Consider the following 24,732-nt stretch of genomic DNA (forward strand, 5'->3'; position numbering starts at 1 on the left):
CCTGACATGACTTCTACGCTGTACCCAACCCGGTTGCCTTGCGGCAACCGGGTTCTTGATTTGTCCCGGACGCACGTCATGGGAATCCTCAATATTACGCCCGACTCCTTTTCAGATGGTGGTCGCTTCGCGCAGCGCGATTTGGCGTTAAGCCATGCTGAAGCGATGGTCGCCGCTGGCGCCACGTTGATCGATGTGGGCGGTGAGTCCACTCGGCCGGGAGCTCGTCCGGTATCGCCGGTTGAAGAGCTTGAACGCGTCGCGCCGATCGTCGAAGCCATCGCCCGTGAGCTGGATGTGGTCATCTCTGTGGATACGTCCACCCCTGCCGTCATGCGGGAGACCGCGCGTCTCGGTGCGGGCTTGATCAACGATGTGCGTTCGTTGCAGCGCGACGGAGCGCTCGATGCTGCGGTCGCGACCGGCCTGCCTGTTTGCCTGATGCACATGCGCGGCGAGCCGACGGACATGCAAAACGACCCTCGTTATGACGACTTGGTCGGCGAGGTCTCCTCGTTTTTGCGCGAGCGTATGGATGCCTGTGCTGCAGCCGGGATTGCGGCGGAGAAAATCATCCTCGACCCAGGTTATGGCTTCGCCAAGACGCTGGATCATAACCTCAGCCTGTTCAAGCACATGGAGGCGCTGCACACGTTGGGGCGCCCATTGCTGGTAGGGGTTTCGCGCAAGAGCATGATTGGCAAAGTGCTGGACAAGCCAGTCGATCAGCGACTTTACGGCGCGCTTGCGCTGGCTGCGATGGCCATGATGCAGGGCGCAAAAATTTTACGTGTGCACGATGTGGCCGAAACTGTCGACGTGGTGCGGATGATTGCCGCTGTCGAATCGGCAAAATAAGAAGGCTGGAGCACCCATGACCAAGAAAAAATATTTCGGAACCGACGGCATTCGCGGTCGTGTCGGTCAATTCCCTATTACCCCCGATTTCATGCTCAAGCTGGGGTGGGCCGCCGGGATGGCGTTCCGCAAGATGGGCGCCTGCCGCATTCTGGTCGGCAAGGACACTCGCATCTCCGGTTACATGTTTGAGTCTGCGCTGGAGGCGGGTCTTTCGGCGGCGGGTGCCGACGTCATGCTGCTGGGGCCAATGCCGACACCGGCCATCGCCTATCTGACTCGCACCTTTCAGGCGCAGGCGGGCATCGTCATCAGTGCATCGCACAATCCGCATCATGACAACGGCATCAAGTTCTTCTCGGGCCAGGGCACAAAGCTGCCGGACGAGATCGAGATGATGATCGAAGAGTTGCTGGATGCGCCGATGACCGTGGTGGAGTCGGAAAAGCTCGGCAAGGTATCCCGCATCAATGACGCGGCGGGTCGCTACATTGAGTTCTGCAAAAGCAGTGTGCCGACGAGCACCAGCTTTGCAGGGCTGAAGCTGGTCGTCGATTGTGCACATGGCGCTACCTACAAAGTGGCGCCCAACGTGTTCCGCGAACTGGGCGCCCAGGTCACCGTGCTTTCGGCGGCACCGAACGGGCTGAATATCAACGACGATTGTGGCTCGACCCACATGAGCAACCTGCAGGCAACGGTTGTCGCTGAAAAGGCGGACCTGGGTATCGGTTTCGACGGCGACGGTGATCGCGTTCTGATGGTTGATCATACGGGGGCCGTGGTCGATGGCGATGAGCTGTTGTTCATCATCGCGCGGGATCTCCTGGAGCGTGGACGTTTGCAAGGTGGGGTCGTGGGCACCCTGATGAGCAACCTGGGTCTTGAGTTGGCCTTGGCAGACCTGAGCATTCCATTCGTGCGTGCCAATGTTGGTGACCGTTACGTCATCGCAGAATTGCTGGAGCGCAACTGGCAGATTGGCGGTGAAAACTCCGGCCACGTCGTCTGCTTCCAGCACACGACGACGGGCGATGCGATCATTGCAGCGCTTCAAGTGTTACTGGCCTTGAAACGCACGGGGCAGAGTTTGGCCGAGTCGCGTCTTGGCTTGAAGAAGTGCCCGCAAGTGTTGGTTAACGTCCGTTTTGAAGGCGGTAAGGTCGACCCGGTGCAGCATCCTGCCGTGAAAGAGGCGTGCGAGCGGGTTACGGCGGCGATGGGGGGGCGCGGGCGTGTCCTGTTGCGCAAGTCCGGCACAGAGCCGTTGGTGCGCGTCATGGTTGAGGGTGAGGACGAAATTCAGGTGGCGGGTTACGCCGATGAGCTTGCAAAACTGGTTGCTGAAGTTTGCGCCTGATTTTGGCTTGCCAGTGTTGAAACTGTTGGGTAACATCTGCGCCCACTTTGACCGACGAGGTACAGCATGCGTCGCCCTATGGTAGCTGGTAACTGGAAAATGCACGGTACCTGCGCCAGCGTCGCTGAGCTGGTTGAGGGTTTGGCGAATATGGCCATTCCTGAAGGTGTCGATGTTGCGGTATTCCCTTCGACCCTGCACATCAGCTTCGTTGCCGAGTGCTTTGAAGAGCATTCGATTTCTGTAGGTGCGCAGAACTGCGCGCACGAAGCAGGGCAAGGTGCGCTGACTGGAGAGGTATCGCCGAGTCAGTTGCAGGATGCAGGTTGCAAGCTGGTGCTTGTGGGGCATTCGGAGCGTCGCCAGATTATGGGCGAAGGCGACGAAACCCTGATCCGCAAATTCGCGGTGGCCCAGGCAAGCGGTTTGACGCCTGTGTTGTGCATCGGTGAAACGCTTGAGGAGCGTCAGGCAGGCAAAACGATTGAGGTGGTCGGGCGACAGCTTGATAGCGTCATCGAAGAGCTGGGCATTGATGCCTTTGTAAATGCGGTTATTGCCTACGAGCCAGTCTGGGCCATTGGTACCGGATTGACAGCCTCGCCCGACCAGGCGCAGGAAGTGCACGCAGCCATTCGTGCGCAGTTGGCTAAAGAGAATTCTGAAGTTGCGCAAGGTGTGCGGCTTCTTTATGGCGGCAGCGTGAAGGCGGCCAATGCGGTCGAGCTGTTCAGCATGCCGGATATCGATGGGGGCCTCATTGGTGGCGCTTCCCTGAATGCAGATGAGTTCGGTGCGATCATTCGTGCCGCGGGAAACTGAAAAAATGCTGGAAACAGTCGTAGTCGTTCTTCATCTGCTGGGTGCGCTGGGCGTTGTTGCTCTGGTATTGCTGCAGCAGGGTAAAGGTGCGGACGCTGGCGCGTCGTTCGGAGCAGGTGCATCAAATACTGTCTTCGGAAGCCAAGGTTCCTCTACCTTTCTTAGTAAGTTTACTGCTATACTTGCCGCCTGTTTCTTCTTGACCAGCTTAGGGTTAGGTTACTTTGCTAAAGAGAAAGCTCATCAGCTGACTCAAGTAGGTTTGCCAGATCCAGCGGTACTGGAAGTTAAACAAAAGCCGGCGACAGGTGATGTTCCGGTACTGGAAGGTCAGCAGAAGCCAGCCGCTACTCCAGCTGATGTTCCTGCCGCTCCAGAACAGAAGTAATACGGGATTCGCAGTTGATATTGGGGCTGCAAAAGAGTTGTAATGCCGAGGTGGTGGAATTGGTAGACACGCAACCTTGAGGTGGTTGTGCCCATAGGGTGTAGGGGTTCGAGTCCCCTTCTCGGTACCAATTAACAAGGCAGCCCGCAGTAGCGGGCTTTCTTGTAGGTGGATGTGTTGGATTGACCCAAAACGGGTTCGGTCGTATACTTCCGCCCCAGCTTTGTCGCGGGGTGGAGCAGTCTGGTAGCTCGTCGGGCTCATAACCCGAAGGTCGTTGGTTCAAATCCAGCCCCCGCAACCAGTTTTAGCGGAGCCCCTTTTCAGGGGCTTTTTGTTAGCTGGACACTTTATGACGCCGCTGTTCAACGGCGTTTTTCATGATGGGCGCTTCGCCCATTTTTTATTTGCACAGCATGCACGAGGGGGTTCAGGTGTCGAGCAAGCTAGAACAGTTGCAGGCCTTGTTGGCCCCGGTGGTCGAGGGCCTAGGCTATCAATGTTGGGGGATTGAATTCATCTCCCAGGGCCGGCATTCGTTGCTGCGCATTTATATCGATAAAGAAGGTGGGATCCTGGTGGACGACTGCGAAGAAGTCAGCCGTCAGGTCAGTGGTGTTCTGGACGTCGAAGATCCGATCAGTTCTGAATATACCCTCGAAGTTTCCTCTCCTGGCATGGATCGCCCGCTGTTCACCCTTGAACAGTTTGCCTCGCATGTCGGGGAGCAAGTGAAAATAAAGCTGCGCTCGCCTTTTGAAGGGCGACGTAACTTTCAAGGTCTTCTCCGCGGGGTGGAGGAGCAGGATGTCGTGGTGCAGGTGGATGCCCATGAGTACCTGTTGCCGATCGATCTGATCGACAAGGCCAACATTATTCCCACGTTTGACTGAGACGTGCCAGATACTGCGGATCCCGCGGATCCAATGGCTTGCGAAAGGCGAGGCGTACGATGAGCAAAGAAGTACTGCTGGTTGTTGAGTCGGTATCCAATGAAAAAGGCGTACCGGCCGGCGTGATTTTTGAAGCGCTTGAAATTGCTTTGGCCACGGCCACTAAAAAGCGTTTCGAGGACGAAGTGGACCTGCGTGTGGAGATCAATCGCCACACGGGTTCATATGAGACTTTCCGTCGCTGGACAGTCGTCGAAGAAGACGATCTTGATGACCCAGCCATCGAAACCTGGCCAAGCAAGGTTGCGCAAACGCATCCTGGCGCCAAGGTTGGCGATGTCGTGGAAGAGAAAATCGAGTCCATCGAGTTTGGTCGCATCGCTGCGCAGACTGCCAAGCAAGTCATCGTGCAGAAGGTTCGTGAAGCCGAACGTGCTCAAGTCGTGGATGCTTATCGCGAGCGTCTGGGCGAAATCATTTCCGGTACTGTTAAAAAAGTTACACGTGACAATGTCATCGTCGACTTGGGTAACAATGCCGAGGCGCTGCTGGCGCGTGAAGACATCATTTCGCGGGAGACTTTCCGCGTCGGCGTCCGCGTCCGTGCACTGCTCAAAGAGATCCGTACTGAAAACCGCGGCCCTCAGCTGATTCTGTCGCGCACCGCGCCAGAGATGCTGATCGAGCTTTTCCGGATTGAAGTTCCGGAAATTGCCGAGGGGCTGATCGAGGTGATGGCTGCCTCTCGCGATCCTGGATCGCGTGCAAAAATCGCAGTTCGCTCCAAGGACAAACGCATTGACCCGCAAGGCGCCTGCATCGGCATGCGCGGCTCGCGTGTTCAGGCTGTTTCCGGTGAGCTGGGCGGTGAGCGTGTGGATATCGTGCTGTGGGACGACAACCCGGCACAGTTCGTCATCAACGCCATGTCGCCTGCCGAAGTGGCAGCGATCATCGTTGATGAAGACGCCCATGCCATGGATATCGCTGTAGGTGCAGACAATCTGGCCCAGGCGATTGGCCGCGGTGGTCAGAACGTCCGTCTTGCCAGTCAACTGACCGGCTGGACTCTTAACGTGATGACCGAATCGGACATCCAGGCCAAGCAGCAAGCGGAAACCGGCGACATCCTGCGCAATTTCATCGACGAGCTGGAAGTCGACGAAGAACTGGCTCAGGTGCTGGTAGACGAAGGCTTCACCAGCCTGGAAGAGATTGCCTACGTACCGTTGGAAGAAATGCTCAACATCGACGGCTTTGACGAAGACATCGTCAACGAGCTTCGTGCTCGTGCCAAGGATCGTTTGTTGACCAAAGCCATCGCTACTGAGGAAAAGCTGGCAGACGCCCATCCGGCCGACGACCTGCTCTCGCTTGAGGGTATGGACAAGGATTTGGCGATGGAACTGGCGGTGCGCGGCGTGATTACCCGCGAAGACCTGGCCGAGCAGTCTATTGATGATCTGCTCGACATCGACGGCATTGACGATGATCGTGCCGGCAAGTTGATCATGGCCGCCCGAGCCCATTGGTTCGAGTAAGTAAATGCGGCCTGAGGAGAGAAGTGCATGACGCAAGTCACGGTGAAAGAACTGGCCAAAACGGTCGACACACCGGTAGAGCGCCTGCTACAGCAGATGCGTGAGGCAGGTCTGCCGCACACCGCCGCCGAGCAAGTTGTGACCGATAACGAAAAGCAAGCCCTGTTGACGCACCTGAAAAGCGGCCACAAGGCAAAAGTGGAAGAGCCGCGCAAGATTACGTTGCAGCGCAAGACCACCAGCACCCTGCGCGTTGCCGGCAGCAAAAGCATCAGCGTTGAAGTGCGCAAGAAGAAAGTCTTCGTTCAGCGTAGCCCGGAAGAGATTGAAGCCGAGCGCAAACGCGAGCAGGAAGAGCGTCGTGCGGTAGAAAATGCCGCACGTCAAAAGGCTGAAGAAGAAGCCCGTCTGCGTGCCGAAGAAGAAGCGCGCCGTCAGCCCGCTCCTGCTCCGGAAGTCGTTGAGGCGGTCGCACCCGCGCCAGAGCCTGAGCCAGCGCCACGTGTCGTGGACGAGCCTGTCGAGGACGCACCTGTTGCGGCGCCGGCGCCGACTGCCGATGCTCGCAAGAAAGACGAGCCGCGTCGTCCTGATCGCACGCGCAACGATGAAAGCAATCGTCGCGGTGGCGGTGATGGCGAGCGCAAGAATGCCCCGCATCGTGCTTCCGTTAAGGAAAAGGCACCTGCGCCGCGCGTTGCTCCGCGCACCACGGACGAAGAAAGCGACGGTTTCCGTCGGGGCGGCCGTGGCGGTGGCAAGGCCAAACCGAAGAAACGCAACGCTCACGGCTTCCAGAACCCGACCGGTCCTGTGATTCGTGAAGTGAAGATCGGTGAGACCATCACTGTGGGTGATCTCGCCCAACAGATGTCGGTCAAGGCTGCCGAAATCATCAAGTTCATGTTCAAGCTGGGTACTCCGGCGACCATCAACCAGGTACTGGATCAGGAAACTGCCCAGCTGGTTGCTGAAGAGCTGGGCCACAAGGTCACTCTGATCAGTGATACCGCGCTGGAAGATTCTCTGGCCGAGTCGCTGAAGTTCGAAGGCGAAGCAGTCCCTCGCGCGCCGGTTGTGACCGTCATGGGGCACGTTGACCATGGTAAGACCTCGCTGCTCGACTACATCCGTCGCGCCAAGGTTGCTGCTGGCGAAGCCGGTGGTATCACCCAGCACATCGGTGCGTACCACGTTGAAACCGACCGTGGCATGGTGACGTTCCTCGACACCCCAGGTCACGCCGCGTTTACCGCCATGCGTGCCCGTGGTGCCAAGGCGACCGATATCGTGATTCTGGTGGTCGCAGCGGACGACGGTGTGATGCCGCAGACCGTTGAAGCCGTGCAACACGCACAGGCCGCCGGTGTTCCGTTGGTTGTCGCGGTCAACAAGATCGACAAGCCTGGCGCAGACATGGACCGTATCCGCAGTGAACTGTCGGTTCACGGCGTAACGTCCGAAGACTGGGGTGGTGATACTCCATTCGTTCCGGTCTCCGCGAAAATGGGTACCGGCGTTGACGAACTGCTTGAGGCTGTGTTGCTGCAGGCCGAAGTTCTGGAACTGACTGCCACTCCATCGGCGCCTGGCCGTGGTGTTGTGGTCGAGTCCCGTCTGGACAAGGGCCGCGGTCCTGTTGCTACGGTTCTGGTTCAGGACGGTACACTGCGCCAGGGCGATATGGTTCTGGTTGGCTCCAACTACGGTCGCGTTCGTGCCATGCTCGACGAGAACGGCAAGCCTATCAAGGAAGCCGGTCCGGCCATTCCGGTCGAGATCCTCGGCCTGGACGGTACCCCGGATGCGGGCGACGAGATGAGCGTGGTTGCTGACGAGAAGAAAGCCCGTGAAGTGGCTCTGTTCCGTCAAGGCAAGTTCCGCGAGGTCAAACTGGCCCGCGCTCACGCCGGCAAGCTGGAAAACATCTTCGAGAGCATGGGGCAGGAAGAGAAGAAGACGCTCAACATCGTCCTCAAATCTGACGTCCGTGGTTCTCTGGAAGCGTTGCAAGGCGCCTTGAATGGTCTGGGTAACGACGAAGTACAAGTGCGTGTAGTGGGCGGCGGCGTTGGTGGTATCACCGAGAGCGATGCCAACCTGGCGCTGGCTTCCAACGCTGTTCTGTTCGGCTTCAACGTGCGTGCTGACTCTGGCGCGCGCAAGATCGTCGAGCAGGAAGGTCTGGACATGCGTTACTACAACGTCATCTACGACATTATCGAAGACGTCAAGAAAGCCCTCACCGGTATGCTTGGCAGCGACGTTCGGGAGAACATCCTGGGTATTGCCGAAGTTCGTGACGTGTTCCGCTCGCCGAAATTCGGTGCAATCGCCGGCTGTATGGTCGTCGAAGGTACTGTTTACCGTAACCGTCCGATCCGCGTACTGCGTGAAGACATCGTTATCTTCGAAGGCGAGCTGGAATCCCTGCGCCGCTTCAAGGATGACGCTTCCGAAGTGCGTAATGGCATGGAGTGCGGTATCGGCGTCAAGAGCTACAACGACGTCAAGGTCGGCGACAAGATCGAAGTCTTCGAGAAAGTCCAAGTGGCTCGCAGCCTCTAAATCGCGAGCCTCAAGCGTCATGACAGCTACCCTGTGCCAGCACTTGGCGGATGTCATGAGCGCTCAACGCAACGCCCGGTCCGGCTTTAGCCAGGCCGGGCGTTTGCCGCTTTCAGACCCTCCGGCTTTTGCTGCGGGTCAGTACAGGTAACAAGACATGGCAAAAGAATACAGCCGTACCCAACGTATCGGCGATCAGATGCAGCGCGAACTGGCGCAACTGATCCGACGTGAAGTCAAGGACCCGCGCGTGGGTCTGGTCACCATCACTGCTGTCGACGTGAGCCGCGATGTCGGTCACGCGAAAATCTTCATCACCGTGATGGGGCAGGATGGCGCCGAAGACATCGCTCAGACCCTCAAGGTGTTGAACTCCGCCGCAGGCTTCCTGCGCATGCAACTGGGTCGTGAAATGAAGCTGCGCAGTGTGCCTCAATTGCATTTCCACTATGACGAAAGCGTCTCCCGTGGTGCGCACCTGTCGGCGTTGATCGAGCGCGCGGTGGCCGAGGACAGTCAGCACGAACCCGCTGCCAAGCCAGACGATTCGAAGGAGTAACGGCGTGGCTCAGGTCAAGCGTATCCGTCGCAACGTCAGCGGCATCATCCTGCTCGACAAGCCGCTGGGCTTCACCTCCAACGCGGCCTTGCAGAAGGTGCGCTGGTTGCTCAACGCGGAAAAGGCCGGGCACACTGGCAGTCTCGATCCACTGGCCACTGGTGTTTTGCCGCTGTGCTTCGGTGAGGCGACCAAGTTTTCCCAATACCTGCTCGATTCCGACAAGGGCTACGAGACCCTGATGCAGTTGGGCAAAACCACGACGACAGCCGACGCTGAAGGTGAGGTGTTACAAACTCGTCCCGTGACCGTTGGTCGCGCCGAAATCGAGGCCGTTTTGCCTGAATTTCGTGGAGAAATCAGTCAGATACCGCCCATGTACTCCGCGCTCAAACGTGATGGCCAGCCGTTGTACAAGCTGGCTCGCGCAGGGGAAGTGGTGGAGCGCGAGGCGCGTTCTGTTACTATTGCGCGCCTGGAATTGCTGGCGAGTGAAGGCGAGACCGCCCGGTTGTCGGTCGGTTGCAGCAAAGGCACCTATATACGGACCCTCGTGGAAGATATTGGTGAAAAACTGGGCTGTGGAGCCTACGTCGCAGAATTGCGTCGTACACACGCCGGACCTTTCACGCTGGCCCAGACGGTCACGCTGGAAGAACTGGAAGCCGTGCACGCCGAAGGCGGCAACGAAGCGGTCGATCGTTTCCTGCTGCCTTCTGACAGCGGGTTGCAGGACTGGCCGTTGTTGAAGTTTTCCGAGCACAGTTCGTTTTACTGGTTGCACGGGCAACCCGTCCGCGCACCGGATGCGCCGAACTTCGGCATGGTGCGGGTACAGGATCATCAAGGACGCTTCATCGGAATCGGTGAAGTGAGTGAAGACGGGCGCATTGCGCCGCGTCGACTGATTCGGTCAGAGTGACCGGACCCGTCGAGTCGGGATATCCTGACGCGGCGGTATGAGGATGGCTGTCAACAGGCACGGTCACTCCTCCTTTTTTAATACGGGAGCTGCTCCCGGCCTGTTGAAACCGCTCTCACGAATGGTTTCCCGAAATAAGGAATGCCCACATGGCACTCAGCGTTGAAGAAAAAGCTCAGATCGTAACCGACTACCAGCAAGCTGCCGGTGATACTGGTTCGCCAGAAGTGCAAGTTGCACTGCTGACCGCCAACATCAACAAGCTGCAAGGCCACTTCAAGGCCAACGGTAAAGACCACCACTCCCGTCGTGGTCTGATCCGCATGGTAAACCAGCGTCGTAAGCTGCTGGACTACCTGAAAGGTAAGGACGTTAACCGTTACAGCACCCTGATCGGTCGTCTGGGTCTGCGTCGCTAATAACGCCGCAGTTAGAGGTTGGTTGTTCGTCATGTCCCGCAGGTGTTTTTTGCCGGTGGGCTGGCGGGCTCCCAGCCTCTAGTTTTATCTGGCGTAGCGGTTGGGTCCGATTCCCACCGATACCCAAGAATTCGCAAGAAACCAGTTCCCCCAAGAGCCACAAAGAAGGTAGGAAACCGTGAACCCGGTAATCAAGAAGTTTCAATTCGGTCAGTCGACCGTCACTCTGGAGACAGGCCGAATCGCCCGTCAGGCTTCTGGTGCGGTATTGGTCACCGTTGACGATGACGTCACCGTTCTCGTGACCGTCGTTGGCGCCAAGCAAGCAGACGCGAGCAAAGGCTTCTTCCCTCTGTCCGTTCACTACCAGGAAAAGACCTACGCTGCGGGCAAGATCCCTGGTGGTTTTTTCAAGCGTGAAGGCCGCCCTTCCGAGAAGGAAACACTGACGTCGCGTCTGATCGACCGTCCGATCCGCCCACTGTTTCCCGAAGGCTTCATGAACGAAGTGCAGGTTGTCTGCACCGTCGTTTCCACCAGCAAGAAAACCGATCCGGACATCGCCTCGATGATCGGTACTTCGGCTGCACTGGCTATCTCCGGCATTCCTTTCGATGGCCCGATCGGCGCTGCACGCGTGGCATTCCACGAAAGCACCGGCTACCTGTTGAACCCAACCTACGAGCAACTGAAAGCTTCGAGCCTGGACATGGTCGTTGCTGGTACCGAAGAAGCGGTACTGATGGTTGAATCCGAAGCCAAAGAACTGACCGAAGACCAGATGCTGGGCGCTGTCCTGTTCGCCCACGACGAATTCCAGGCCGTGATCAAGGCAGTCAAGGAGCTGGCGGCCGAAGCAGCCAAGCCAACTTGGACCTGGGCTCCTCAGGCCGAGGCTACCGAACTGCTGGGCGCTATCCGCTCCGAATTCGGTGCGGCCATTTCCGAGGCCTACACCATCACCGTCAAGGCTGATCGTTACGCACGTCTGGGCGAGCTGAAGGATCAAGTCGTTGCCAAACTGGCCGTTGAAGAAGGCAGCCCGTCCGCTTCCGAAGTCAAAGCCGCTTTCGGTGAAATCGAATACCGCACCGTTCGCCAGAACATCGTTGATGGCAAGCCACGTATCGACGGTCGTGACACTCGCACCGTACGCCCGCTGAACATCGAAGTTGGCGTTCTGCCGAAGACCCACGGCTCGTCCCTGTTCACCCGTGGTGAAACTCAGGCGCTGGTCGTTGCAACCCTCGGTACTGCCCGTGACGCGCAACTGCTGGACACCCTCGAAGGCGAGAAGAAAGACCCCTTCATGCTGCACTACAACTTCCCTCCTTTCTCGGTGGGCGAGTGTGGTCGCATGGGTGGTGCGGGTCGTCGTGAAATCGGTCACGGCCGTCTGGCTCGCCGCTCGGTCCAGGCCATGCTGCCATCGGCTGACGACTTCCCGTACACCATTCGCGTGGTATCGGAAATCACTGAATCCAACGGTTCCAGCTCCATGGCGTCGGTCTGCGGTGCCTCTCTGGCACTGATGGACGCGGGCGTTCCAATGAAGGCGCCGGTTGCCGGTATCGCCATGGGTCTGGTTAAAGAAGGCGAGAAATTCGCCGTTCTGACCGACATCCTGGGTGACGAAGACCACTTGGGCGACATGGACTTCAAAGTGGCCGGTACTGCCAAAGGCGTTACCGCGCTGCAGATGGACATCAAGATCAAAGGCATCACCGAAGAGATCATGGAGATCGCTCTGGGCCAGGCCTTGGAAGCTCGCCTGAACATCCTCGGTCAGATGAACAATGTCATCGGCCAGTCGCGTTCCGAGCTGTCGGCAAACGCTCCGACCATGATTTCGATGAAAATCGACACCGACAAGATCCGTGACGTCATCGGCAAAGGCGGCGCGACCATTCGTGCCATCTGCGAAGAAACCAAGGCTTCGATCGACATCGAAGACGACGGCTCGATCAAGATCTTTGGTGAAACCAAGGAAGCGGCGGAAGCAGCGCGTCAGCGCGTTCTGGGCATCACTGCCGAGGCCGAAATCGGCAAGATCTACGTTGGTAAGGTTGAGCGCATTGTCGACTTCGGCGCATTCGTCAACATCCTGCCTGGCAAAGACGGTCTGGTACACATCTCCATGTTGAGCGACGCTCGCGTTGAGAAAGTCACCGACGTGCTGAAAGAAGGTCAGGAAGTCGAAGTGCTGGTACTGGACGTGGACAACCGCGGTCGTATCAAGCTGTCGATCAAAGACGTCGCTGCAGCCAAGGCGTCGGGCGTTTAATCGCACGCAGTCTGCGCTGTAAAGAAAAGGCCCTTCGGGGCCTTTTTTTATGGGTGCGTCGCACGCCTGTCTTTGGCCGACTTTGCTGATGGCAGCGATCTCCAGTTCGCCACCGTCGGCATGCTCAATCAACATAAATTTCCTCAACGTTATTAATGGCTTACCTCTAAAAGCCATCGTCGAACTTGCATCTTGCACGCGGAACTTTTTCATTCCGGGCAATCTGCACGATAGAGGCGGATCCATTAAAACGTAACCTATTGAATTTAATGGAAAAATATTCTTTGCCCAATCTGGCACAGCGCTTGCGATATATCCGGTAACCCTGCAACCCACGAGGTGGGTGCAGATTCTGAGAAAAACAGGAGTTACTCGTATGAAGAAGTTCGCTATCGCTGCTGCTGCCACCGCTCTGACCCTGACCATGGCCAACGTAGCCATGGCTGAAACCTCCACTCAGGCGCCAATGCAGGTTGCGGCAGGTGAAGTCACCAAAGCCAAAGAAGCCACTTCCGATACCTGGATCACCACCAAGGTCAAATCCGACTTGCTGACCGAGAAGGGCATTCCAGGTTCCGACATCAAGGTTGAGACCAACAAAGGCGTGGTATCCCTGTCGTCGACCGTAGCGGTCTCCGAAACACAGAAAAAACTGGCAGTGGATATCACCAAAAAAATCAAAGGCGTTAAAGCTGTCTCGGCAGATGGCCTGAAAGCCGAGTAATTCGATTCTCAAGGACCGTAGAAACGGATGATTGACGGCCAGGGAGGCCGTTGGTCAGTTGATTCAAGGTTCATGCGAAGGCCATAAGGATGTGGCCATTACAAGCCCTGGCGCCCGCGCCGGGGCTTGTTCTATTTCTATCCGTACAATTACTCATCTTCGACACAATTGAGCACATTCGCTCAAGTTTTCCTTCTCTGGCAGCGCTAGGCTGCTTCACCATAGGCTTCTTGTGCTCCCCTGACTTCTATACCAGGGTGCAATGGAAGACCGTTGTTCTCTCACATTATTATTCGGTTCTGCGCCGTCCTGGCGCGGAGGTGTTCGCAGGCACTCATCGCCTGTGACAAAACTTGCGCTGCCGTACCAATGATTCACAACAAGGCAAAACTGTCGCAATGAATACGCTTCCCGCTGCATCACCGGCAGCTTCCCGCGTCGAGGTCTCGTCCAGCATCTGGTTGCTGCGAGTCGGGGCGATGATGTTGACGGTGATCATCTTTCTGATCGACTGGCTCAGTTCGCTCGACGTGGCCATTGCCGTACTTTATGTCGCGGTTATCTTGCTGTGCGCCGACGTGTTCTCTCGTAAAAGCGTTGCAGCCGTGTCCACAGGCTGCGGCTTGCTCACGTTAATGGCGTTTCTGTTATCCCATGGCACCGAATGGCTGGTCCCGCCGTTTGCCCGTTGTCTGGTCAGCCTGTGTGCCATCGCGATCACAGCGTTTCTGGCGTTGAAGAACATGGCGTCGCGGGACGCGCTTCAGGCCCAGATTCATTTGTTGCACCGCAGTGAGGCCTTTTTGGCCGGTGCTCAGCGGTTGAGCTTGACGGGCAGTATCGGTCTGAAAATGCCCAGCGCACACATGTACTGGTCTGACGAGGCGCGACGCATTTTCCAGTTCGATGAGTCGCTGCAACCGACGCTTGAATACATGATGAGCCGCACGCACCCGGACGACATCGAGGACCTGAAGTCCCTCATCGAGCAGGCCTACGCTCGGCACGCGAACATGGAGGCGGAATTTCGGCTGCTGATGCCTGACGGGTCCTGCAAGTCGGTCCGAATGCTGGCTCAGCAGGTGCAGGATGCGTGCGGAGGTTGCGAGTACATCGGCGCGCTGATGGACGTTACCGCCGCGAAGAATGCGGAAGAGGCGCTTCATCGCTCGCAAAGTCAACTGGCCCACGTCACACGGGTCACCACATTGGGCGAGATGGCCGCGTCGATTGCCCATGAAGTCAACCAGCCGCTGTCTGCCGTGACCACCAACGCGGAAGCCGGGTTGCGCTGGCTGAATCGCGAGGTGCCGAATCTGGGCGAAGTTCGCAGTGCCATCGAGCGGATTAAAAGCGAAGCGCATCGGGCCAGTGAGGTCATTCGGCGTATTCGCACGCTATCGCGCAAGACCGATCCGCAGCATGTTCAGATTGATCTGCATGATGTGTTGCACGAGTCCGTCGAACTGGTTCGGCGAGAAGTGATACGCCATCGCGTGAGCCTGGTGTTGTGCCCTGTGGATGAACCTGTCTGGGTTAAAGGCGATCGGGTGCAGTTGCAGCAGGTCATCATCAATCTGCTGATCAACGCGATGCAGGCGATGTCGGGGATGCACGGCAAGGAGCGCGCACTGTCCGTGCAACTGAGCAAGGGCGAGGGTGGTGAGGTGACGCTGTGCCTTCAGGACAACGGCCCCGGCATTTCAGCGCAGAACCTGCCCAATCTGTTCAATCCGTTTTTCACCACCAAACCGGAGGGGATGGGCATGGGCCTGTCGATCTGCCGCTCGATCATTGATGCCCATGGCGGGCGTATCTGGGCCGAAAGCGAGCTGGGCCATGGCGCCAGCCTGAATTTTTCACTCCCAACCTGTGAACCGGTGTTGTCATGAGTGCCCCTGACCTGAGTCCGATGGTGTTCGTCGTTGACGACGATCCGGCCATACGCGCGGGGCTCGATAGCCTGCTGCGTTCGGTAGGAATGCGCGTTCACACCTACGCGTCGGGCGCCGAGTTTCTAAAGCATCCTTTCGAGGACGTTCCGGCGTGCCTGATTCTGGATGTGCGCCTCCAGGGCGAAAGCGGTCTCGATTTTCAGGTGCGTCTGGCAGACATGAAAGTGTCGATGCCCATCGTGTTCGTGAGTGGGCACGGCGACATCGCGATGTCAGTGAAGGCCATGAAAGCCGGCGCGCTGGATTTTCTGGTCAAGCCTTACCGCGAGCAGGATTTGCTGGATGCCGTGTCGCTGGCGCTGCAACAGGATGCCCGTCGTCGCGAGAGTGGCAAGGCATCGGCGCAATTGCAGGCCCGTTATCAGACCCTGACCGCTCGTGAGCAGGAGGTCATGGCGTACGCGGTGACCGGTTTGATGAACAAGCAGATCGCCGCCGAAATGGGGTTGAGCGAGATCACGGTGAAGATTCATCGCGGGCATGCGATGAAGAAGATGCAGGCTCGCACATTCGCGGATCTGGTGAAGATGTCGCAAACCCTCGAAGGTGTTTGAGCAGGCCTCATACCTGAGTATGAAGGGGTCAGTCTGATAGCTAATCGGCATTATTGGACGGCAGTGATAATTTCTTTCCATCGATCCTGAATGTTTCGTTCAGGCCATCGCCCATCTTTCCCGAGCCCTATCGATGACTGACTACACCGCATCCGTGACCGGGCCGCGAGCCGCCTTTGTATCGCTTCCGACGCCCTCGAAAACGAAAGCCCCCACGCTTGAATTTCATCTTTGGCTCTGGGGCGGGCTGGCGCTTGCGATCATTCTGTTGCTCGGCGCGTTGTTGGGGTTGCTGCATCAGCAGGCGCAGCGCCAGGCGATCTCCGACGTGGGGAATTTGAGCCGCATTCTGGAAGCGCGCTTGAGCAATACGCTTCGGGATGTGCCACTTGACCTGCAAAGTATTCCACTGGAAAAGGTGCTCGACGTCATCCGCGAGGTGGACGTCGGTGCCCACGGCGTCATCATGTTGCGTCGTACGGATTACGCGCAGGACGTGCTTCGAATTCCACCCGCGCCCTTTGATGGCGCGCCCCCTTCAGGCAGCGACAAGATCGGGCGTCTGCTGGCCGAGAACGTCAAGGATGGCACGCTGCTCACGCGTTCTCGTGTCGACGGCATCAAACGCTTGTACAGCTTCAGGCGCGTTGGTGATTTGCCGTTGGCGCTGGTGATCGGACTCGCCGCAGAAGATTACCTGCTGAGCTGGAAGTACACGGTCATCGCGTCGTCGGTGGTGTGCGGCGTACTGTACCTGCTGATCGTTGGCCTGACCCTGCGCTTGCAGGCCAATCGCCTTCGGCGACAGCAGATCATGAACGAGCTGCGTGAAAGCGCGCTTCATGACGAGATGACCGGATTGCCCAATCGTCGCTATTTGCTGGATCGGGTCAATCAAGCGATCAACGATGGCGGGCAAGGGCAACGCCTTTCGCTGTTCTACATCGATGTGGATAACTTCAAAACCATCAACGATTCGCTCGGCCATGTGGCGGGCGATACGGTTCTTACGCGTCTGGCCCAACGTCTGGTGGCACTCAAGCCGGCTGTCGACACCGTGGCGCGCCTGAGCGGCGATGAATTCCTGGTGCTGGTCAATGACGACGACCCCGTGCGTCTGGCGCAACTGATCAAAAGCATTCTGCATGTCATGCAACAACCGCTTGAGCTGGCAGGCTACACCCTGTCCGTCTCGGCCTCGGTCGGGATCGCCGTATATCCCGCTCAGGGCCATGACTTCGGTTCACTGCTGAAGGCGGCGGACACGGCGATGGCGCAGGCCAAGCGCAACGGGCGCAACACCTGGGTGATGTACGAAGCGGCCATGGGGGCGCGGGAGCTGCGTTTTCTGCATATTCAGAGCGAGCTGCGCCTGGCCTTCGAGCAAAACGAACTGGAGGTGCATTATCAGCCGCAGATCGATTTGGGCTCGGGGGCTGTCATCGGCGCTGAAGCGCTGTTGCGTTGGACACATCCCGGGCAGGGGCCGATTGCGCCCAGTGAGTTCATCCCCGTGGCCGAGTCCAGTGGGTTGATCATCCCCATCAGTCGCTGGCTGCTGCACAAAGTGTGTCATCAGGCCGTGGCCTGGCAGGCGGCGGGGCTGGGCGAGTTGAGTGTGGCGATGAATTGCTCGGCGGTGCAGTTTCGTCAGGGCAATCTGGTGCAGGACGTCAGGCGTGCGCTCCACGAGACTGGGCTCAAGCCCCACTTGTTGGAACTGGAACTGACCGAGTCGATCCTGATCGAGCATTCCGAGCGAGTGCTCGATACGGTTCGCGGGCTGAAGGCGTTGGGCGTGCGCATGTCGATCGATGATTTCGGCACCGGCTATTCCAGCATGACTTACCTGAAGCGTTTCGCGGTGGACAAGCTGAAGATCGATCAGTCCTTTGTCCGCGGGATGTTGAGCAATGCGCAGGACGCGGCCATCGTGCAGGCAGTCATCACCCTCGGGCATAGCTTCGACATGAAGGTCATTGCAGAAGGTGTCGAAGACTTTGCGATTCTCGATGCTCTGACGGTGCGCGGTTGTGACGAAGCGCAGGGCTACTACTACGCAAAAGCGCTGGAAACCCACGCGTTTGAAACGTTCATCCAAGAGCGTATCGAGTTCTCGTTCACGGCCGAACGCTGGGTTTGAGCGCGTTAAAAGGGGTTGTCTGAATGGTCAGGAATGATCCCGCCGGTCGTATTCATACACCCGTATAATTCTCGGCGTTAAGCGGGGCCGGTAACGTGTGGACTGTTGTTGTGCACGGCGTCGTGCATTCATTCAAGCCTGCAATTGAAGGTAATCCGCTTGTCCAGCTCCCCTCTGATCGCTGTAGTCGACGACGACAACGCGGTCCGCGCCAGTATCGACAGCCTTGTTCGCTCGCTGGGTTTTCTCGTGTGCATTTTTTCCTCGGCTGAGGCGTTCCTGGCTTCGCCTGATATGCGCCGTACCGATTGCCTCATCACCGATGTGCAAATGCCGAACATGAGTGGTGTGGAATTGCATGAACACCTCACGGCGCAAGGGATTCATATCCCCACCATTTTCATTACTGCCTTCCCCGAAGAAACAGTGCGCAAGCGCGCCATGACGGGAAGTGCGATCTGTTTCCTCGCCAAACCTTTTCAAGCCCAGGCATTGATTGATTGTCTTGAGTCGACATTGACCTGAGCACGATGCCCTGGATCATGCCGATAACGCACTGTCTTGGTTCAAGTGTGGTATTCGGAGCGAGGAACATTGCACGTCTTTATCGCTTTCGCATTTAAGAACAAGCGTTTAATGACTTCTTCTGACTGATGAGTCGTTACTACTCATCCTTTAGTACCGGTACTTAATAATGGGTGTGTCGGTATTTTTCTCCGTCAGCCCGCTTAAAACCGGGCTTCTCGGCTTGCCCCGTCCGTGTAGCATCGTCCCTGACCAACAATAGACGGCCTGTTTTCACGATTTGGTTAATCTATTGACGCCAACATTCCAGCGCGTGCATTTCTTATTGAAATGTGCGGCTTAACGTGAGGGTGAGCATAAATATTGCATACTGCGCAGCTTATCTCTGAATGAGTGAAGATTCGACTCACTTTGTCCGCGGATAGTTAATTGACTCTCCGGAGTTCAATGCGGTGCGAGTGTTGCAAAACAATTGATTGCACAGATATTCCGGGCGCTGCCTGAAACTCTTTTGCCGTGAGATTGAAAGCAATGCCCACGATTCCCTTGCTGATTTGCGACGACTCCAATATGGCGCGCAAACAGTTGATACGCGCCTTGCCTTCCAATTGGGGAGTGTCCGTCACGACCGCAACCAACGGGCACGAAGGCCTTGAAGCCATTCGCCAAGGGTTAGGCCAGGTGGTGTTACTGGACCTGACCATGCCTGATATGGACGGCTATCAGGCGCTGGCGGCCATACGTGCGGAAAACCTGCAAGCCAAGGTGATCGTGGTATCGGGCGACGTTCAGGACGAGGCTGTGCGGCGCACGAGGGAACTGGGTGCGCTGGCCTTCCTGAAAAAACCGGCAGACCCGCTCGAATTGCAACTGACGTTGCAGCGCCTGGGTTTGTTAGGCGAACCCAGTAAGCCCGCTTTCGTCATACCGAAAGCCGAACCCACCTCCATCAGTTTTCAGGATGCGTTCCGCGAGACGGTCAACGTGGCGATGGGGCGCGCGGCCGCCTTGCTGGCACGAGTATTGGGCGTCTTCGTGCAACTGCCGGTGCCCAACGTCAACATGCTGGAAGTTGGCGAACTGCATATGGCGCTGGCTGACGCTCAGGGCAGTGACCGGCTGACGGCAGTGTGTCAGGGCTACATCGGCGGAGGGATCGCGGGCGAAGCGTTGCTGCTGTTCCATGACTCCGAAATTGCCGACATGGCGCAGTTGATGAGAATCCGCGACAAGGATTACTCGGACATGGAAATGTTGCTGGACCTGTCGTCGATCCTCATCGGCGCGTGCCTCAGCGGAATTGCCGAGCAGATCGACATCGCGTTCTCACAAGGCCATCCGCAAGTGCTCGGTGTTCACAGCGGCATTGAAGAACTGATCCGCATCAACCAGCAGCGGTGGAAGAAAACGCTCGCAGTAGAAATCAGTTACAGCCTGGAAGGGCACAACGTCCATTTCGATTTGTTGATGTTGTTCACCGAAGACTCGGTAGAGCGGCTGTCGCGCAAACTCGCCTACCTGATGAGCTGATCCATGAACGATCGTATCGACATCAAAGAACTGCATTGGCTGCTGACTATCACGCAAAGTATCGACGTGGGCGTGGTGGTATTGGATCAGGAATATCAGGTGCAGGTGTGGAACACGTTCATGGAAAACCGCTCCGGGGTCTTGCCCTACGAAGCGGCGAATCGCTCGTTCTTCGACTTGTTTCCCGAGGTCAATCAGGACTGGCTGAAAAAGAAGATCGACAGCGTGATCACGCTTGGCACTCCGGCGTTCACCATCTGGGAACAGCGCCCGTACCTGGTGCGTTTCAAGAGCTACCAGCCGATCACCGGGCAAGAAGACTTCATGTACCAGAACACCACGATGTTCCCGTTGCGCGCGACCAACGGCGAGGTCACTCATGTGTGTCTGGTGATCTACGACGTGACCGATGTCGCGACCAACCGTCTGCAATTGCAGGCCGCCAATCGGGAGCTGCAAAAACTCTCCAGCACGGATCGACTGACCGGGCTATACAACCGTGGGCACTGGGAAGAGGCGCTGCGGCTGGAGTACGCCCGCCATGTGCGTTACAGCACCTCGGCGGCGCTGGTGATGTTCGACATCGATCACTTCAAGCGGGTTAACGATACCTACGGTCATCAGTGCGGCGATAAGGTGATTCAGCGTGTGGCCGATGTGATTCGCGAGCACATTCGCGACTCGGACCTCGCGGGTCGCTACGGCGGCGAAGAGTACGCGGTGCTGCTGCCGGACACCGACAAGTACGGCGGCGGCATGTTCGCCGAGCGCTTGCGTGTGGCGATTGAAGCGCAGGAAGTGCAGCACGAAGGCGAGACCATTCGTTTCACCATCAGTTTGGGCGTAGCCGACATGAACGCCCCTCTAAGCGACCACAAAACCCTGATCGAATGGGCCGACCAAGCGTTGTATGCGTCGAAGAAGAACGGGCGTAATCAGGTGTCATTGCACGGGGCTGGCTGAGGTCTGGCGGATGAGCACGATCCCCTGTGGGAGCGTGTTTGTTGCGCGAGACTGCGCGCAGCCCTATGACACCTCCGCGAAATCACTCAGCACATCATCCCGCAGCGCAATGAACCGCGCATCGCTGCGGTTGCGTGGGCGGGGCAGGTCGATGTCGACGATGCGCCGAATGCGTCCTGGATGGGGTTGCATCACGACCACGCGGTCGGCCAGATACACCGCTTCGTCCACGTCGTGGGTGACGTGCACCATGGTGATTTTTTCTTGCTGCCAGATGTTTTGCAGTTCCCGTTGCAGACGTGTGCGCGTCAGGGCGTCGAGGGCGCCGAACGGCTCGTCGAGCAATAACACGCTAGGGCGATTCACTAGCCCCCGGGCGATCGCCACGCGTTGAGCCATGCCGCCGGAAATCTGATGCGGGTATGAGTCGGTGAAATCTTGCAAACCCACCAGATGAATATGCTCGCGCACCGTTTCACGCTTCTGTGCAGGTGTCAGCGGGGCGTTCTTCAAGCCCACCGCGACGTTCTGCTCGACGGTCAGCCACGGAAACAAACGATGATCCTGAAACACGATGCCGCGCTCAAGGCCGGTGCCTTTGATCGGCTTTTCATCCAGCAGAATGCGTCCGTCGAATTCCTCGTCCAGACCCAGAATCAGCCGCAGCAAGGTCGACTTGCCGCACCCGCTGGCGCCGACGATGGCGACGAATTCTCCCGGTGCGATGTCGAGCTGAATGTTCTCCAGCACCTGCAATTGAGTGTCTGCGCTGGAGAAATGCTTGTTGATGTGTTCCAGACGCAGGCCATTACCTTGCTGTGCGGGAAGCGGAGGAAGCGATTGAGTGGCAGGCATGGGTTTTCCCTCTGCAAAAAATTAACGGGGCGTGATGCCGTAGAGCCGTTGCAGGCGTCGCTCCAGTCGGCGCGCCAGGACGTTCAGCGCCCAGCCCACCAGACCGATGATCACCATGCCGAACAGCACCAGGTCCATCATGAAATGCTCGCTGCCATCGATCAGCGTGTTGCCGATGCCGTCGCCGGACACCAGCAGGTATTCGGCGCCGATGGTCGCCAGCCACGAGTACACCAGCGCCAAGTAGATCCCGGTGAAGATCGATGGCAGCGCAGCGGGCAGCATGACGCCGAGGATGGTCTGCCAGCGGCTGAAGCCATAGACCTTGGCCACTTCCAGAAACGCGTTGGGCACATTGCGCAGGCCGTCGCAGGTATTGACCACCACCGGCACCAGTGCGGCCAGCGACAGAAACACCACTTTCGCGACGTCACCCAAACCGAACCACACCGAAATCAGGGGAATCCACGCAAACAGGGAGATCTGTTTGAAGGTGTTGAAGCTCGGTCCGACCAAGCGCTCGAACAGCCGTGAAAAGCCCAGCAGGCAACCGAGGATCAGACCCAGCACCGTACCGATGAAAAAGCCGCTCAGGTTGCGCGCCAGGCTGGATGAAATGGCTCGCCAGAACTGTTCCGAGGTCACCTGATGCCAAGCCGTGACGGCGACCTTTTGCGGCGAAACCAACAGGCCCGAGTCGCTCCAGCCTTGATTCGCGGCCAGCCACCAAAGGGCAACGCCGACGATGGGCAAGACCCAGCCGCGATAGCGATGTTGGCGTGGGGCGTTGGTCAAGATTGCGCTGCTCATGCGAGCCTCCCCGGTGTCACAGGCCGACCCTTGTTGAGACGGCGCTCGATGACTTCAAAGCCGCGATCGATCAACAGCCCGACGGTGCCGACCACGACCACTGCTGCCATCACCAGATCCAGTTGAAACAGTTGGCGACCGTAGGCGATCAGGTAGCCCAGCCCCTCACTGGAGGCGAGCAATTCGACCACCACCAGCGACAGCCAGGCCTTGGTGAATCCCAGCCGCAGGCCGGTGAAGATCGGCGCGACCGCCGAGGGCAGCACGATGTCGGTAACGATCTGGCGCTGACTGAATCCATACGCCCGGCCCACTTCCAGCAAGCGTTTGGGCACCTGATGAAACGCCTGCAAGGTGCACAGCGTGACTGGCACCAGCGCCGCGTGGGCGATGAGCACGTACTTCAGCGGTTCGCCGATACCGAATAGCAGCAAGGCAAAGGGCATCCAGCCCAACACCGGGATCTGCACCAGCGCGTTGAAGGTGGGCAGCAGGTAATCTTCGATCGTTTTCGACAGCCCCATCGCCAGACCGAGAACGGCCCCAAGTCCTGAACCGATCAGAAATCCGACCAGCACTCGTTGCAGACTGGCCGAGGCGTTGAGCCACAAGTCGCCGGTGGTCACCAGATCTTGCAGCGTCTGGTAGACGTAGGCAGGCGGCGGTAGCACCTGCTCCGAGAGCCAGCCTCGTTCGGTCCCCAGATACCAGAGGCCGAGCAGGGCAATAGGCAGCAGCCAGGGCAGGGCGGCGTTCAGCGTGCGGGATTGCCAGGCCGAACGCGGAGGTTTGCTGGCAGCGACCCGGCGTGGTGCGCGGGTCGGAAAGTTAGGCAGTCGCTCGACGGGCGCCAGCGTTTTCGCGGGCGTGTGTTGTCGATCGAGCGCAGTGGCGTTGGCTCTGGCCATGGCGTCAGCCTCCGTTGTTGACGGCTTTATCCGACGACGCCGTGGCGGTGTTCGCGCCTGCTTTGCCGTCTGCACCGTAGGCGGTCCAGTAGTTCTGCAGCCCTTTGGACTTCAGTGCGTTTTCCAGGTATTTGGTCTCGAACCAGCCGTCGATGCTGACGGGGCGACGAATCATTTTCTCGTCTCTGGCCTGATCGGCAACGGCCTGATAGCGGGCGCGCAGGAAGTCATCCACCAGTGGCGAGGCGCTGTCGCGCAGGGTGATGTGGCCGAAGTCAGCCTTGAGCGATGCCAGTGGCTCGTTGGTCTTGGCCCATTCATTCAGAACGGCGTCGCGGTTGCTTTCTTCGGATTCCCACCTGGCGGCGTCCACCAGCGTGTCGACCACTTTCTGCACGTTGGCCGAGTGTTCTTTTTCGTACTCGCCGCGAACCACCAGCGCGCATTGACGGGTGTAGCGCACGTCGTTGTTCGGGTTGTCGAAGATGATGTCGACCAGCCCCTGATCGCGCAGTTTGAACAGCTCGCGACCGCCGAACGCTGCATCGACGCCTTTGGACGCCAGCGCTGCCTGACTGCTGCCGCTGTCGAGATTGATCACCTTCAAGTCGCGTTCAGTCAGACCGTGATCGGCCAGCAGATTGATCGACACCAGATGGCCGTTGGTGCCGCGGAAGACCGCGACTTTCTTGCCTTTCAGGTCTTCAATGGTCTTGATGTCGGAGCCTTTGGGCACTGCCAGGTAGACGTTGGAGCGCACGCCGATGGCAGCCAGCAATTTGGTGTCCAGCCCGTTGGCACGGCCCACCACTTGCGGCAGATCGCCTTCGTAGGCGAAGTCCAGTTGCTTGTTGGACAGCGCCTCGTTCACCGCAGGGCCTGCGCCCTTGAAGAAGAACCACTGAATCTCTGTGCCGGTGCCTTCGAAGGCTTTTTCCAGAAGCTGCTGGTTGCGCACGATGCCCAGGGGCGAGCCGCTGAATGTCACCGGATCGCCGCCGCCCGCGCTGGCAACCCCGATGCGCAGTACGTCGGCTTCGGCCAAGGGCATCATCAGCAGCGCCGCCAGTGCGGTAGCTACGCTCGTTTTGCTGAATACAGATGTTCGCTTGGTCTTTGCCATGACGGTTCTTCCTTAAAAATGGGGTGAC

Annotated in this window: 22 protein-coding genes and 2 tRNA genes; 20 read left to right on the top strand and 4 right to left on the bottom strand. The window is 58.0% G+C overall.

Annotated elements, in window-relative coordinates:
* Positions 1-6 precede the first annotated feature (6 nt).
* From folP to ACI5GA_RS20645, 20 genes are all read left to right on the top strand, one after another.
* Positions 7-858 carry a dihydropteroate synthase gene (folP, locus tag ACI5GA_RS20550; RefSeq protein WP_404639177.1) on the top strand — a complete coding sequence of 284 codons (852 nt, stop codon included), beginning with the start codon at positions 7-9 and terminating at the stop codon, positions 856-858.
* Positions 859-874: 16 nt separating this feature from the next.
* Positions 875-2,218 carry a phosphoglucosamine mutase gene (glmM, locus tag ACI5GA_RS20555; RefSeq protein WP_421424053.1) on the top strand — a complete coding sequence of 448 codons (1,344 nt, stop codon included), beginning with the start codon at positions 875-877 and terminating at the stop codon, positions 2,216-2,218.
* Positions 2,219-2,284: 66 nt separating this feature from the next.
* Entirely contained in the window at positions 2,285-3,040 is a 756-nt protein-coding gene (tpiA, locus tag ACI5GA_RS20560; protein WP_404639181.1) for a triose-phosphate isomerase, read from the top strand.
* A 4-nt stretch (positions 3,041-3,044) separates the two neighbouring features.
* Positions 3,045-3,428, top strand: a complete 384-nt coding sequence (secG, locus tag ACI5GA_RS20565) for a preprotein translocase subunit SecG (protein WP_404639183.1) — start codon at positions 3,045-3,047, stop codon at positions 3,426-3,428.
* Positions 3,429-3,472: 44 nt separating this feature from the next.
* Positions 3,473-3,558: transfer RNA gene (locus ACI5GA_RS20570), tRNA-Leu, on the top strand.
* A 97-nt stretch (positions 3,559-3,655) separates the two neighbouring features.
* Positions 3,656-3,732, top strand: a tRNA-Met gene (locus tag ACI5GA_RS20575).
* Positions 3,733-3,862: 130 nt separating this feature from the next.
* Positions 3,863-4,321 carry a ribosome maturation factor RimP gene (rimP, locus tag ACI5GA_RS20580; protein ID WP_404639360.1) on the top strand — a complete coding sequence of 153 codons (459 nt, stop codon included), beginning with the start codon at positions 3,863-3,865 and terminating at the stop codon, positions 4,319-4,321.
* 59 nt (positions 4,322-4,380) lie between these two features.
* Positions 4,381-5,862 (top strand): transcription termination factor NusA, encoded by a 1,482-nt coding sequence (gene nusA / locus ACI5GA_RS20585; RefSeq protein ID WP_421424056.1) that lies wholly within the window; start codon positions 4,381-4,383, stop codon positions 5,860-5,862.
* Positions 5,863-5,889: 27 nt separating this feature from the next.
* Positions 5,890-8,430 (top strand): translation initiation factor IF-2, encoded by a 2,541-nt coding sequence (gene infB / locus ACI5GA_RS20590; RefSeq protein ID WP_404639185.1) that lies wholly within the window; start codon positions 5,890-5,892, stop codon positions 8,428-8,430.
* A gap of 157 nt (positions 8,431-8,587) precedes the next feature.
* Positions 8,588-8,989: a 30S ribosome-binding factor RbfA gene (rbfA, locus tag ACI5GA_RS20595; RefSeq protein ID WP_404639187.1), complete on the top strand. Its 402-nt coding sequence runs from the start codon at positions 8,588-8,590 to the stop codon at positions 8,987-8,989.
* Positions 8,990-8,993: 4 nt separating this feature from the next.
* Complete coding sequence (truB, locus tag ACI5GA_RS20600) at positions 8,994-9,911, top strand: tRNA pseudouridine(55) synthase TruB (RefSeq protein ID WP_421424058.1); 918 nt, start codon at positions 8,994-8,996, stop codon at positions 9,909-9,911.
* A gap of 149 nt (positions 9,912-10,060) precedes the next feature.
* The gene (rpsO, locus tag ACI5GA_RS20605; protein ID WP_404639191.1) at positions 10,061-10,330 is read left to right on the top strand and encodes a 30S ribosomal protein S15; all 270 of its coding nucleotides are present in this window, start codon (positions 10,061-10,063) and stop codon (positions 10,328-10,330) included.
* Between the two features lie 178 nt (positions 10,331-10,508).
* Positions 10,509-12,614 carry a polyribonucleotide nucleotidyltransferase gene (gene pnp / locus ACI5GA_RS20610; protein WP_404639193.1) on the top strand — a complete coding sequence of 702 codons (2,106 nt, stop codon included), beginning with the start codon at positions 10,509-10,511 and terminating at the stop codon, positions 12,612-12,614.
* Between the two features lie 376 nt (positions 12,615-12,990).
* Positions 12,991-13,338: a BON domain-containing protein gene (locus ACI5GA_RS20615; RefSeq protein ID WP_404639195.1), complete on the top strand. Its 348-nt coding sequence runs from the start codon at positions 12,991-12,993 to the stop codon at positions 13,336-13,338.
* Between the two features lie 398 nt (positions 13,339-13,736).
* A complete protein-coding gene (locus tag ACI5GA_RS20620; RefSeq protein WP_421424060.1) occupies positions 13,737-15,230 on the top strand; it encodes a sensor histidine kinase in 1,494 nt (497 codons plus the stop codon).
* On the top strand, positions 15,227-15,847 hold the full coding sequence (locus tag ACI5GA_RS20625) for a response regulator transcription factor (RefSeq protein WP_404639199.1): 621 nt from the start codon (positions 15,227-15,229) through the stop codon (positions 15,845-15,847). The genes ACI5GA_RS20620 and ACI5GA_RS20625 overlap by 4 nt, the downstream gene beginning before the upstream one ends.
* 133 nt (positions 15,848-15,980) lie before the next feature.
* Complete coding sequence (locus tag ACI5GA_RS20630) at positions 15,981-17,990, top strand: putative bifunctional diguanylate cyclase/phosphodiesterase (protein ID WP_421424062.1); 2,010 nt, start codon at positions 15,981-15,983, stop codon at positions 17,988-17,990.
* Positions 17,991-18,149: 159 nt separating this feature from the next.
* Positions 18,150-18,515 carry a response regulator transcription factor gene (locus ACI5GA_RS20635; protein ID WP_421424063.1) on the top strand — a complete coding sequence of 122 codons (366 nt, stop codon included), beginning with the start codon at positions 18,150-18,152 and terminating at the stop codon, positions 18,513-18,515.
* A gap of 531 nt (positions 18,516-19,046) precedes the next feature.
* Positions 19,047-20,045, top strand: a complete 999-nt coding sequence (locus ACI5GA_RS20640) for a response regulator (protein ID WP_421424064.1) — start codon at positions 19,047-19,049, stop codon at positions 20,043-20,045.
* 3 nt (positions 20,046-20,048) lie between these two features.
* Positions 20,049-21,008 (top strand): sensor domain-containing diguanylate cyclase, encoded by a 960-nt coding sequence (locus ACI5GA_RS20645; RefSeq protein WP_404639207.1) that lies wholly within the window; start codon positions 20,049-20,051, stop codon positions 21,006-21,008.
* A 63-nt stretch (positions 21,009-21,071) separates the two neighbouring features.
* Here the strand turns inward: ACI5GA_RS20645 and ACI5GA_RS20650 are convergent, their stop codons facing one another.
* Genes ACI5GA_RS20650 through ACI5GA_RS20665 form a run of 4 tightly spaced genes read right to left on the bottom strand, consistent with a single transcriptional unit; the run spans position 21,072 to position 24,704 of the window.
* The gene (locus ACI5GA_RS20650) at positions 21,072-21,863 is read right to left on the bottom strand and encodes an ABC transporter ATP-binding protein (protein WP_404639209.1); all 792 of its coding nucleotides are present in this window, start codon (positions 21,861-21,863) and stop codon (positions 21,072-21,074) included.
* A 21-nt stretch (positions 21,864-21,884) separates the two neighbouring features.
* On the bottom strand, positions 21,885-22,673 hold the full coding sequence (locus ACI5GA_RS20655; protein ID WP_421424065.1) for an ABC transporter permease: 789 nt from the start codon (positions 22,671-22,673) through the stop codon (positions 21,885-21,887).
* On the bottom strand, positions 22,670-23,581 hold the full coding sequence (locus ACI5GA_RS20660) for an ABC transporter permease (protein WP_421424067.1): 912 nt from the start codon (positions 23,579-23,581) through the stop codon (positions 22,670-22,672). Before ACI5GA_RS20660 ends, ACI5GA_RS20655 begins: the two co-directional genes overlap by 4 nt.
* Before the next feature lie 4 nt (positions 23,582-23,585).
* The gene (locus tag ACI5GA_RS20665; protein ID WP_421424069.1) at positions 23,586-24,704 is read right to left on the bottom strand and encodes an ABC transporter substrate-binding protein; all 1,119 of its coding nucleotides are present in this window, start codon (positions 24,702-24,704) and stop codon (positions 23,586-23,588) included.
* Positions 24,705-24,732 lie beyond the last annotated feature (28 nt).

The organism is Pseudomonas sp. Pseu.R1 (genome assembly GCF_045764065.1).
Taxonomy (GTDB): Bacteria; Pseudomonadota; Gammaproteobacteria; order Pseudomonadales; family Pseudomonadaceae; genus Aquipseudomonas.